Origin of the sequence: Brenneria izadpanahii (assembly GCF_017569925.1) — a bacterium.
Lineage (GTDB): Bacteria > Pseudomonadota > Gammaproteobacteria > Enterobacterales > Enterobacteriaceae > Brenneria > Brenneria izadpanahii.
In genome coordinates, this window is the sequence record NZ_CP050854.1 from 2,250,864 (window position 1) to 2,262,501 (window position 11,638).

General features: G+C 48.8%; 12 protein-coding genes, 1 pseudogene and 1 other annotated feature. Of the genes and pseudogenes, 12 read left to right on the plus strand and 1 reads right to left on the minus strand.

Annotation, left to right across the window (positions count from 1 at the left end; genetic code table 11):
* Nucleotides 1–182: 182 nt before the first annotated feature.
* From HC231_RS10120 to HC231_RS10140, 5 genes are all read left to right on the plus strand, one after another.
* Nucleotides 183–1,406: an L-lactate MFS transporter gene (locus tag HC231_RS10120; protein WP_208230858.1), complete on the plus strand. Its 1,224-nt coding sequence runs from the start codon at nucleotides 183–185 to the stop codon at nucleotides 1,404–1,406.
* Between the two features lie 256 nt (nucleotides 1,407–1,662).
* Nucleotides 1,663–2,541, plus strand: a complete 879-nt coding sequence (htpX, locus tag HC231_RS10125; RefSeq protein WP_208230859.1) for a protease HtpX — start codon at nucleotides 1,663–1,665, stop codon at nucleotides 2,539–2,541.
* Nucleotides 2,542–2,894: 353 nt separating this feature from the next.
* Nucleotides 2,895–4,061, plus strand: coding sequence for an oligogalacturonate lyase (gene ogl, locus HC231_RS10130; RefSeq protein ID WP_208230860.1), 1,167 nt, complete (start codon nucleotides 2,895–2,897; stop codon nucleotides 4,059–4,061).
* 252 nt (nucleotides 4,062–4,313) lie between these two features.
* Nucleotides 4,314–5,105 carry a DNA-binding transcriptional regulator KdgR gene (gene kdgR / locus HC231_RS10135; RefSeq protein WP_208230861.1) on the plus strand — a complete coding sequence of 264 codons (792 nt, stop codon included), beginning with the start codon at nucleotides 4,314–4,316 and terminating at the stop codon, nucleotides 5,103–5,105.
* Nucleotides 5,106–5,308: 203 nt separating this feature from the next.
* Nucleotides 5,309–5,575 carry a YebO family protein gene (locus tag HC231_RS10140; protein ID WP_208230862.1) on the plus strand — a complete coding sequence of 89 codons (267 nt, stop codon included), beginning with the start codon at nucleotides 5,309–5,311 and terminating at the stop codon, nucleotides 5,573–5,575.
* Between the two features lie 71 nt (nucleotides 5,576–5,646).
* Here the strand turns inward: HC231_RS10140 and HC231_RS10145 are convergent, their stop codons facing one another.
* Complete coding sequence (locus HC231_RS10145; RefSeq protein ID WP_208230863.1) at nucleotides 5,647–6,081, minus strand: FMN-binding protein; 435 nt, start codon at nucleotides 6,079–6,081, stop codon at nucleotides 5,647–5,649.
* A gap of 336 nt (nucleotides 6,082–6,417) precedes the next feature.
* On the opposite strand from HC231_RS10145, the gene HC231_RS10150 reads away from it, so the two are divergent.
* From HC231_RS10150 to pheS, 7 genes and pseudogenes are all read left to right on the plus strand, one after another.
* On the plus strand, nucleotides 6,418–6,831 hold the full coding sequence (locus HC231_RS10150) for a hypothetical protein (protein WP_208230864.1): 414 nt from the start codon (nucleotides 6,418–6,420) through the stop codon (nucleotides 6,829–6,831).
* A gap of 275 nt (nucleotides 6,832–7,106) precedes the next feature.
* Nucleotides 7,107–9,034: pseudogene (gene thrS, locus HC231_RS10155) on the plus strand (threonine--tRNA ligase).
* Between the two features lie 3 nt (nucleotides 9,035–9,037).
* Nucleotides 9,038–9,580, plus strand: coding sequence for a translation initiation factor IF-3 (gene infC, locus HC231_RS10160; RefSeq protein ID WP_072065893.1), 543 nt, complete (start codon nucleotides 9,038–9,040; stop codon nucleotides 9,578–9,580).
* 99 nt (nucleotides 9,581–9,679) lie between these two features.
* A complete protein-coding gene (gene rpmI, locus HC231_RS10165) occupies nucleotides 9,680–9,877 on the plus strand; it encodes a 50S ribosomal protein L35 (RefSeq protein WP_048639028.1) in 198 nt (65 codons plus the stop codon).
* A 43-nt stretch (nucleotides 9,878–9,920) separates the two neighbouring features.
* On the plus strand, nucleotides 9,921–10,277 hold the full coding sequence (rplT, locus tag HC231_RS10170) for a 50S ribosomal protein L20 (RefSeq protein ID WP_048639027.1): 357 nt from the start codon (nucleotides 9,921–9,923) through the stop codon (nucleotides 10,275–10,277).
* A gap of 146 nt (nucleotides 10,278–10,423) precedes the next feature.
* Nucleotides 10,424–10,549 (plus strand) — a sequence feature (Phe leader region).
* Entirely contained in the window at nucleotides 10,430–10,474 is a 45-nt protein-coding gene (pheM, locus tag HC231_RS10175; RefSeq protein ID WP_121514181.1) for a pheST operon leader peptide PheM, read from the plus strand. (Overlaps the previous feature by 45 nt.)
* 104 nt (nucleotides 10,550–10,653) lie before the next feature.
* Nucleotides 10,654–11,637: a phenylalanine--tRNA ligase subunit alpha gene (gene pheS, locus HC231_RS10180; protein WP_208230865.1), complete on the plus strand. Its 984-nt coding sequence runs from the start codon at nucleotides 10,654–10,656 to the stop codon at nucleotides 11,635–11,637.
* The last annotated feature ends 1 nt before the right edge of the window (nucleotide 11,638 follow it).

Consider the following 11,638-nt stretch of genomic DNA (forward strand, 5'->3'; position numbering starts at 1 on the left):
TTTCATTCCGCATTCCAGGCATCTCATTCCCTATTCGGACAACCACCGTCAGCCCGCTTGTATACTGGCTTCAGCACATAGGCTGACGGTGTTTTCGGCGACATGTCTCTCCAGCACATCAGCTTATATTTTTTAGCGTACCGATCGATTCGGACCAAACTTTTGATGCAGGGGGGAAACCCATGAAGGCGAAACCGGTAAACCGGAGTTTGATTGTTTTAGGCACCATCATTACGCAAATGGGGCTTGGTACTATTTATACCTGGAGTTTATTCAACCAGCCGCTCGTTGATAAATTCGGCTGGTCGCTGGGCTCTGTGGCCGCCACGTTTTCAATCACCAGCTTCAGTCTGGCCGTGGCGACGCTGTTCGCCGGTAAATTTCAGGAGCGTATCGGTATTCGCCGCTTGATTATGTTCGCGGGGATTGCCCTGGGGTTAGGGCTGATGGCCAGTTCCGCCGCGTCGTCGATTACGCTTATCTACATTTTAATGGGCGGCGTGGTCGGCTTTGCCGATGGCACGGGATACATCACTACGCTCTCCAACCTGATTAAGTGGTTTCCCGATCGCAAAGGCCTAATCGCCGGCATCTCCGTCGGCGCTTTTGGTACAGGCAGCCTGCTGTTCAAATATGTTAATCACTTTCTGATTGCCAACGTCGGCGTTTCAGACGCTTTTTTTTACTGGGGAATCATTGTGATGACAATGATTATTATCGGCGGCGCGCTGCTGAGGGAACCCGGTTTGAACGCCGAGGAAAACGCTTCTTCGTCTCAACATCGCGCTCATGATTTTTCACTGGGTGAAATGTTGGCGACGAAAGAGTCCTACCTGTTGTTTATCGTCTTTCTCACCGCCTGCATGAGCGGCTTGTATCTGATCGGCGTAGTCAAAGATATCGGCGTTCAGATGGCCGGTATGAGTATGGAAACGGCGGCGAATGCGGTTTCCGCGATTGCCGTCTTCAACACCATAGGACGTATTGTTCTGGGGGCGATTTCAGACAATATGGGGCGTTTGCGCGTAATTTCCTTTACCCTGCTGGTGACTGCGCTGGCCGTTTCCGTTATGACCTTCCTGCCGCTTAATCCCATGCTGTTCTTTGCTTGCGTAAGCGCGATCGCTTTCTGCTTCGGCGGCAATATCACCGTATTCCCGGCCATTGTCGGCGATTTTTTCGGCCTGAAAAACCACAGCAAAAATTACGGCGTGATCTATCAAGGGTTCGGCATCGGCGCGCTTTCTGGCTCGTTCATTGCCGCACAGTTAGGGGGCTTTCAGGCAACCTTTACGGCGATTATTATTATGTCGGTGGCGTCTTTACTGATCACTCTGTGGATAAAGCCGCCAAAACAACAAGATACTTCATCAATGAGCGTAACAATGGCGCATGCGCAAAGCTGATTGATGAACATAGTCTAATGCCGGGTTATATAAGATGCGGGAGCCGGGTTGCTCCCGTTTTTTCGTCTTGACTGTAATATATTTGTTATAAACCGCTGCCGACAACTGCCTCTGCAATAAGCTTTTCTCCTTATAAAATGTAAAGTTATGTTGATTTAGTAACTGAAAAGTTAAGAATGCTTGAAAATGCCGCCGTAGCCCATACGATGTAGGTGTTACAAACTTTTATTTTTCTGCGAGAGGAAATCAAACTTCTATGATGCGTATTGCGCTTTTCCTGATCACCAACCTGGCGGTGATGTTGGTTTTCGGGCTGATACTCAGCCTGACGGGAATCCAATCCAGCAGTGTCCAGGGTTTAATGGTAATGGCTGGGCTGTTTGGCTTTGGTGGTGCATTTGTTTCACTGCTGATGTCTAAATGGATGGCATTACGATCTGTGGGTGGTGAAGTGATTGAGCAGCCACGGAATGAAACAGAACGCTGGTTGCTGGAAACCGTCCGTTCGCAGTCTCAGCAAGTCGGTATCGTCATGCCTCAGGTGGCGATTTATCATGCGCCCGACATTAACGCGTTTGCGACCGGAGCACGGCGTGATGCGTCTCTGGTTGCGGTGAGCACCGGGTTGCTGCAAAACATGAACCGGGATGAGGCGGAAGCGGTTATCGCTCATGAAATCAGCCACGTGGCCAACGGCGATATGGTTACCATGACCCTGATTCAGGGGGTGGTGAACACCTTCGTTATCTTCATTTCCCGGATCATTGCTCAGGTTGCTTCCGGTTTTCTGTCCGGTAACCGGGATGAAGGTGGAAACGGCGGCAATATGATGGTCTATTTCGCCGTTGCAACGGTACTGGAACTGGTATTCGGTATTCTTGCCAGCATCATTACCATGTGGTTCTCCCGCTATCGCGAGTTCCATGCCGATGCCGGTTCGGCGAAACTGGTCGGCCGTGAGAAGATGATCGCAGCCCTGCAACGGTTGAAAACCAGCTATGAGCCGCAGGAAGAAGGCAGCATTCTGGCTTTCTGTATTAATGGTAAATCCAAGTCGTTCAGCGAACTGTTTATGTCGCACCCTCCGCTGGACAAACGAATTGAAGCATTGCGTTCCGGCGCTTATCTGAAATAACCGTATTTGCCGTTTTCACCCAAAGGCCCTTATCGGGCCTTTGTCGTTTTTATCCCCCTCATTAATTTTTTCCTCCTTTTTTGTGCTGCCGGGTAATGTCATTGAATCTGAAACGATTGATGAAACACGCAGAATGTTTTGCAAAATAAAATCACGATCACGGAAAAATGAAACAATGTTTCTATAATGGCGATTTAACCGGCGTTATCGCATGAAATAGGCCGATCGCCGTTTCGCGGCGATCGTTTATCGTCATAGACGAAACAATTTATAGAAACCGCAGTTTGCAACGCAACAGCGTTGGATGCCCGCGCGGCTTCAGATTCTTCATTATTAGTTCTAAGGATTTACGGATGGCCAAAGGTAATAAGATCCCCCTAACGTTTCATACCTATCAGGATTCGGCGACCGGCGCCGACGTGGTGCGTTTAACCCCGCCCGATGTGATTTGCCACCGCAATTATTTTTATCAGAAATGTTTTACCAATGATGGTAGTAAGCTGCTGTTCGGCGGCGCGTTTGACGGCCCCTGGAACTACTATCTGCTGGATCTGAAAACCGGGGAAGCCACCCAATTAACCGAAGGCGAGGGCGATAATACCTTTGGCGGTTTCTTATCCCCTAACGACGATGCGTTATATTACGTGAAGAATGTACGCAACCTGATGCGCGTCGATCTGAATACCCTGGAAGAGAAAACGATTTATCAGGTTCCCGATGATTGGGTAGGGTACGGTACTTGGGTCGCGAATTCCGACTGTACCAAAATAGTGGGTATTGAAATTAAAAAGGAAGATTGGCAGCCGTTAACCGATTGGAAAAAATTTCAGGAATTTTACTTCACTAACCCCTGTTGCCGCCTGATTCGCGTTGACCTGGCAAGCGGCGAGGCGAAAACCATCCTGCAGGAAAACCAGTGGCTGGGGCACCCGATTTATCGTCCCGGCGATGATAATACCGTCGCTTTTTGCCATGAAGGCCCGCACGATCTGGTCGACGCCCGCATGTGGTTCATCAATGAAGACGGCAGCAACATGCGCAAGGTGAAAGAACATGAGCGGGGCGAGAGCTGTACGCATGAATTCTGGGTGCCGGATGGTTCAGCGATGATCTATGTTTCTTATCATAAGGGGAATCCTCTGCGTTATATTTGCAGCGTCGATCCCGTTACGTTGGAAAACCGCCGATTAACCGTTATGCCGGCCTGTTCCCACCTGATGAGTAACTTTGATGGTACATTGCTGGTGGGCGATGGTTCTGATGCGCCGGTCGATGTACAGGATGACGGCGGTTATAAGATTGAAAACGACCCTTTCCTATACGTTTTTAATATGAAGACCGGCAAACAGCACCGTGTCGCGCAGCACAACACATCATGGGCGGTATTGGAAGGCGATCGGCAGGTAACTCACCCACATCCTTCCTTTACGCCGGATAATAAACAGATTTTGTTTACATCCGATGTTGATGGAAAACCCGCGCTTTATCTGGCCCGGGTTCCGGACTCCGTCTGGCACTGATTGATATGACATAAAGCGATAGCGCCGCAACTCGAAAGGGGAAAAGAATAAACCGCGCTGCTGGTTACATCGCGGTTTATTGCTGAGAATTTACTTGCAGCATAATGAGTAAAGCATCTGAACCCAGAAATTCATCAAAGTTATTTGATTATCGTCGTTGCTCCATTGCCATAATCAAAGTGTTCCCTTTATACTAAAACCAGTGTTCTATTTTTTTTAAAACAAAAAAAACCAAATAGGGTAACGACAAAAATGGCTATTGCAGATTTAGATAAACAGCCCGATTCCGTGTCATCTGTTCTAAAAGTTTTTGGTATTTTGCAGGCATTAGGTGAAGAACGCGAAATCGGTATTACCGAGCTTTCACAGCGTGTGATGATGTCTAAAAGTACGGTGTATCGATTCTTGCAGACGATGAAATCTTTGGGATATGTGGCGCAGGAAGGCGAATCAGAAAAATATTCGCTGACGCTGAAGCTGTTTGAGCTTGGCGCGAAGGCATTACAGAACGTTGATTTAATCCGTAGCGCCGATATACAAATGCGGGAGCTTTCGGCCCTCACGCGGGAAACCATTCACCTAGGCGCGCTGGATGAAGACAGCATTGTCTACATTCATAAAATCGACTCAATGTATAACCTGCGCATGTATTCCCGTATCGGCCGCCGCAATCCGTTATACAGCACCGCCATCGGTAAGGTCTTGCTGGCCTGGCGCGCGCGCGAAGAAGTTAGCGAAATCCTCGCTAACGTTGAGTTTACCCGCAGCACGCCGCATACCCTCTCTTCGCCGGAAGAACTGCTGGTTCAGTTGGATATGGTTCGTGAGCAAGGGTATGGCGAAGATAATGAGGAACAGGAAGAAGGGCTGCGCTGCATCGCGGTGCCTGTTTTTGACCGTTTCGGCGTCGTTATCGCGGGCTTAAGTATTTCATTCCCGACCATCCGTTTTTCTGAGGAAAATAAACTCGGATACGTTGAAATGCTGCATACCGCGGCTAGAAACATCTCCGAGCAAATGGGGTATCACGACTATCCGTTCTAAATTAAGAATATTCTTTATAAACCTGTCCTGGCGGCAGGTTTTTTTTATGGCGTCGTTTCCAGCGGGCATCCTGCAAGCCGTCGCAAAACGCGCAGGAGTGAAATACCGCGCGTTGGGGCATCGGGGATAAAGCGGCGCTGTCGAACTTACCCAGGGCTTGGTGGTAAGATGGACCATCGTGAGTTGTTGTCTGGCTGATTGTTATGAGCGGAATTGGTGTGAACACATTAGAAATGCTTTTTGCCGTACTGGTCGCGCTGTTGCTATTGCTGGTTTGGTTTTTTCTCAACCGGGCAAGCGTCAGAGCGAACGAGCAGATTAAACTGTTGCGGGAGATAGTCGAACAGCAGCAGCAACAGTTGGAGCTGTTGAAACAGCTGACGCCCAAACAGAGCGGCGAGGGCGCGGATAATCCGCAAGAGCAGGATGAAGTCGCGCTTGATTTTAAAGATATCATCCCTGAGCGGTAATGGCGTATGTGCAAACTATCCCGTATCTCTTGCCATGCGGGATAGTTGCACTTTTCGGTTTACGCTAACACTCATTCCACTTTTGTTGTTTCCGAGTTACCCGCTTTCGCATTTTCTATTGCCGCACTAGCCAGTTTTTTAAAATCTTCCGTCGAGTGAGTGGCGCCGGTTACGCCATCGATATTCGCGATATCCTGTTTTTCTATCAGGCTCTGCGGCAGTTTGACGGTATAGATCGCAGGTGAAGTGCCCGTCACCGCCGCCATCGTTTTACCGTACGCTTCGTCTGAAGTTTTCAGGTGGCCATCTTTCTCGCTGGTATAGTCAAATTTTACCGCCGAAATTTTTCCATCTTGATAGGTCAGTTCGAGGAATGGTTTCCATCCATGGTCATCAAAATTAGCGGCTTCGGCTTTATAAGTTCCATCTTTAATCACACTGTCTGCAGCAAAAACGGCAACAGCAAAAACCCCCGTCAGAATGACAGATAACAACTTGATTTTCATGTTTTATTTCCTTGAAAAATGAAAGCGACGGCTATGGGTGAAATAGCGTTGACAGACTCATCGTTTGCAGGGAGCGCGCTGTAGACTAGCGCGAACTTTAGTTAAATAAAGTGGGCTATTTAACAGATTTGCGTTATTGACACATTTTTTACATGGTAATAAGAGGGCTGAGTCACACTGTTCGGCTGAGGTTATCTTTTGCTCGCCGCAAACCGCCTTTGGTGAAAACTATTTTTGAAATTCATGCGGGTTAGCGTTCAATCGCGACTGGTTTTTTTAAAGATCCACGCAAAACAACCGATAGACCTATAAGATCAGATAACTTAGGTCTTTATCATGTATAAGAAAATCGGCATGGTGTTTTTTACGTTGCTTATCCCATTGTTTCTGACAGGATGCCTGGAGGAAACCCCTCCTGAAAACGTGATGAACAGCAAAATTATCCTGCGATCCGGTATTGATGATGTTGACGGTTTTACCGTCAAACAGGTAATCGAGTCTATTCATTATTTAGAAAAATACGGCGATACCAACGTTAGGTGCAGAGGTTGGGAAAAAGGCAATAACCGCTACACCTACATCTATACCTATGAAAGCGGCGGGATAAGACATACCGTCGTCAGCGATTTCTATCCCCAGGGCGATTACACTATTTTCCGTAATGCGCAGAACCCTTCGCTTTTAGCCGCCAGACAGGATCTGATGGGATATGCTTCGGTGTATGAGCAGATAGCCAACAGACGGGAATAAGAGCGCGCCGACTTTCCCGGTCTTATCGGCGGTAATCAATGGCTTTCATGCGCCGATGACCTCTTCTACTTTGCTTTAACACCAGCATTATACGGTGTATTATTGCCGGGACGTTATCCGTGTCACGCAGGGCACATGTTTGATTTATGTGCCGTCATGTGTACATATTCCGCAGAGTATAGAGGAATAGCATGGGTAATATATTGAATTTAAATGATAAGTTATTTTGTATGTGATCTTTCGTGTGGGTCACCACTGCAAATAAGGGAATTATAATGCCTGTTATTACTCTTCCTGATGGAAGTCAGCGTCATTACGACCACGCAGTATCCCCCTTGATGTAGCCCTTGATATCGGACCCGGACTGGCAAAAGCCTGTATTGCCGGACGTGTGAACGGCGAACTGGTGGATGCCAGCGACAAGATTGAAAACGATGCTCAATTAGCCATCATCACTGCGAAAGATGAAGCCGGCCTGGAGATTATCCGTCACTCTTGCGCTCACCTGTTGGGACATGCCATTAAGCAACTGTGGCCTGATACCAAAATGGCCATCGGCCCGGTGATTGACAACGGTTTCTATTATGATGTTGATCTCGATCGCACCCTGACCCAGGAAGATGTCGATCTGCTTGAAAAGCGCATGCATGAGCTTGCCAACAAAGATTATGACGTTATTAAGAAAAAAGTAAGCTGGCAGGAGGCGCGCGACGTTTTCGCCGCACGGGGCGAGACGTATAAAATAGCCATTCTGGATGAAAATATCAGTCATGACGATCGTCCCGGCTTATATCATCATGAAGAGTACATTGATATGTGCCGCGGTCCGCATGTGCCGAATATGCGTTTCTGCCATCATTTCAAACTGCAGAAAACTTCAGGCGCGTACTGGCGCGGCGACAGCAAAAACAAAATGTTGCAGCGTATTTACGGCACCGCTTGGGCTGATAAAAAACAGCTGAACGCCTATCTGCAACGCCTGGAAGAAGCGGCGAAACGCGATCACCGCAAGATCGGCAAGCAGCTCGATCTTTACCATATGCAGGAAGAAGCGCCGGGCATGGTGTTCTGGCACAATGACGGATGGACGGTCTTCCGTGAACTGGAAGCGTTCGTGCGCATGAAGTTAAAAGCGTATCAGTATCAGGAAGTAAAAGGCCCATTCATGATGGACCGGGTGCTGTGGGAAAAAACCGGGCACTGGGACAACTACAAAGACGCGATGTTTACCACCTCGTCTGAAAACCGTGAATACTGCATCAAGCCGATGAACTGTCCGGGCCACGTACAGATTTTCAACCAGGGCTTGAAATCCTACCGTGATTTGCCGTTGCGGATGGCCGAGTTCGGCAGTTGTCACCGTAACGAGCCTTCAGGTTCGCTGCACGGGCTGATGCGCGTGCGTGGTTTCACGCAGGATGATGCGCATATTTTCTGTACTGAAGAGCAGATTCGCGATGAAGTTAATAGCTGTATCAAGATGGTGTATGATATGTACAGCACCTTCGGCTTTGAAAAAATCGTGGTAAAACTGTCCACTCGTCCGGAAAAACGCATCGGCAGCGATGAAATCTGGGACCGTGCAGAGGAAGATCTGGCCGCAGCGCTGACGGAAAACGGTATTCAATTTGAATATCAGCCGGGCGAGGGCGCGTTTTACGGTCCCAAGATTGAATTTACTTTATATGATTGTTTGGATCGTGCCTGGCAGTGTGGTACGGTGCAGCTCGACTTTTCATTACCGGGTCGTCTGAATGCCTCTTACGTAGGCGAAAACAACGAACGTCAGGTGCCGGTAATGATTCACCGGGCTATCTTGGGATCAATGGAGCGCTTCATCGGTATCCTTACCGAAGAATTCGCCGGCTTCTTCCCAACCTGGTTAGCCCCGGTACAGGCGGTGATTATGAATATCACCGATAGCCAGTCTGATTATGTCAGCGAATTGACCAAAAAGTTGCAAGAAGCAGGCATTCGCGTAAAAGCAGACTTGAGAAATGAGAAGATAGGCTTTAAAATCCGCGAGCACACTTTGCGGCGTGTTCCCTACATGCTGGTCTGCGGCGATAAAGAGGTAGAGGCGGGAAAAGTTGCCGTCCGTACCCGCCGAGGCAAAGACTTGGGAAGCATTGACGTTAGTGAAGTAATTAGTAAGCTGCAGCAAGAGATTCGCAGCCGTAGTCTTCATCAATTGGAGGAATAAGGTATTAAAGGCGGAAAACGAGTTCAACCGGCGCGTCCTAATCGCATCAACAGAGAAATTCGCGCGCAAGAGGTACGCCTGACCGGCGTCGAAGGCGAACAACTTGGCATTGTAAGTCTGAATGAAGCATTAGAAAAAGCCGAGGAAGCAGGTGTTGATTTAGTTGAAATCAGTCCGAATGCCGAGCCGCCGGTTTGCCGAATCATGGATTACGGCAAGTTCCTCTATGAGAAGAGTAAGGCCACAAAGGAACAAAAGAAGAAACAAAAAGTTATTCAGGTTAAGGAAATTAAATTCCGGCCTGGTACCGATGATGGCGACTATCAGGTCAAACTACGCAACCTGGTTCGCTTTCTGGAAGACGGCGATAAAGCCAAAATCACGCTGCGTTTCCGTGGTCGTGAAATGGCGCACCAACAGATTGGCATCGAAATGCTTAACCGCGTTCGTGACGATCTGAGTGAACTGGCGGTGGTTGAATCCTTCCCATCGAAGATTGAAGGCCGCCAGATGATCATGGTGCTCGCACCTAAGAAGAAACAGTAAGGCATTCAAGTAATTAAAACCCGCGCTGCCGTTGCGCCGTGCGGGTTTTGTTCGCCTTATCTGATTCGTTGTAATTAACAATGCGAAGTGGAAATTAACATGCCAAAGATTAAAACAGTACGTGGCGCCGCTAAACGCTTCAAAAAAACCGCCAGCGGCGGTTTCAAGCGTAAGCATGCCAACCTGCGTCATATTCTGACCAAAAAAGCGACTAAGCGTAAACGTCATCTGCGTCCGAAGGACATGGTCTCCAAAGGGGATCTGGGCCTGGTTATCGCATGTCTGCCTTACGCATAAGTAACCTTTTTTGAATTTAGAATAAGACTTTAGGAGAGAGCATATGGCTCGCGTAAAACGTGGTGTGGTTGCTCGTGCACGTCACAAAAAAGTATTGAAACAAGCGAAAGGTTACTATGGTGCCCGTTCGCGCGTTTATCGTGTTGCCTTCCAGGCAGTAATCAAAGCTGGTCAGTATGCTTACCGTGACCGTCGTCAACGTAAGCGTCAGTTCCGTCAGCTGTGGATTGCACGTATCAACGCAGCAGCCCGTCAAAATGGCTTGTCTTACAGCAAATTCATCAACGGCCTGAAAAAAGCCTCTGTTGAAATTGACCGTAAGATCCTGGCTGATATCGCCGTATTCGACAAAGTCGCATTCAGCGCGCTGGTCGAAAAAGCGAAAGCAGCTCTGGCGTAAGCCGGTTGAGAGAGGGAGCTTCGCTCCCTCTTTTCGTTTTTAGTCGCTAACGTTCAGATAAACAAGTATTACTGTTGACATTTAGTGTGTCTCATCTTTCAATAAAGCAGTTTTATTTTCCCGTTTTACGATGACGACAAGGTAACGCAAGTATGCATACTGCTATTTTCCGTTTCTTTTTTTACTTTAGCGCCTGACTTCAGGGTGGCTTTGCGCGTAAGAAAAGAAACGAAAAGTAGCGCCTAAGCCTCCCTCAGGGAGGCTTTTTTGTTTAAACAGCATAATTTTTCAATACGCGGGAAAAGTAGTACGCGTTATTGGGGAAATACTTTCCAATCATGACAGTTGGCCATACAGGCAGAAGAAGAGGAATGCAATGCCACATCTCGCAGAGCTGGTAGCCAAAGCCAGAACAGCCATAGAAGAGGCCCAGGACGTCGCCGCGCTGGATACCGTGCGCGTCGAATATCTTGGCAAAAAAGGTCACTTAACCCTTCAGATGACCTCGCTGCGCGAGCTGCCTGCTGAAGAACGTCCTGCCGCGGGCGCGGTGATTAACCAGGCTAAGCAGGAAGTGCAGGAGGCGCTGAACGCGCGTAAGCAGGCGCTGGAATCCGCTGAATTAAATGCCCGCCTGGCCGAAGAAACCATTGATGTGTCTCTGCCGGGGCGCACTATCGAAAACGGCGGGCTGCATCCGGTCACCCGCACCATCGAACGCATCGAGACCTTTTTCGGCGAGTTGGGCTTTTCCGTGGCGACAGGGCCGGAAATTGAAGACGACTATCATAACTTTGATGCGCTGAATATTCCCGGACACCATCCGGCGCGCGCCGATCATGATACTTTCTGGTTCGATGCCACCCGTCTGCTGCGTACTCAGACGTCCGGCGTGCAGATTCGCACTATGGAAAAACAGCAGCCGCCGATCCGCATCATCGCTCCCGGCCGCGTATATCGCAATGACTACGATCAGACGCATACGCCGATGTTCCACCAGATGGAAGGGCTGATTGTGGATAAAAACATCAGCTTTACCAACCTGAAGGGAACTTTGCACGATTTCCTGCGCAACTTTTTTGAGGAAGATCTCCAGGTTCGTTTCCGTCCCTCCTATTTCCCGTTCACCGAGCCTTCCGCCGAGGTCGACGTTATGGGTAAAAACGGCAAATGGCTGGAAGTATTGGGCTGCGGCATGGTGCATCCTAATGTGCTGCGCAACGTGGGTATCGATCCGGAAGTGTATTCCGGTTTTGCCTTCGGCATGGGCATGGAACGATTGACTATGCTGCGCTACGGCGTAACCGATCTGCGCGCGTTCTTTGAAAACGATCTGCGTTTCCTCAAACAGTTTAAGTAAG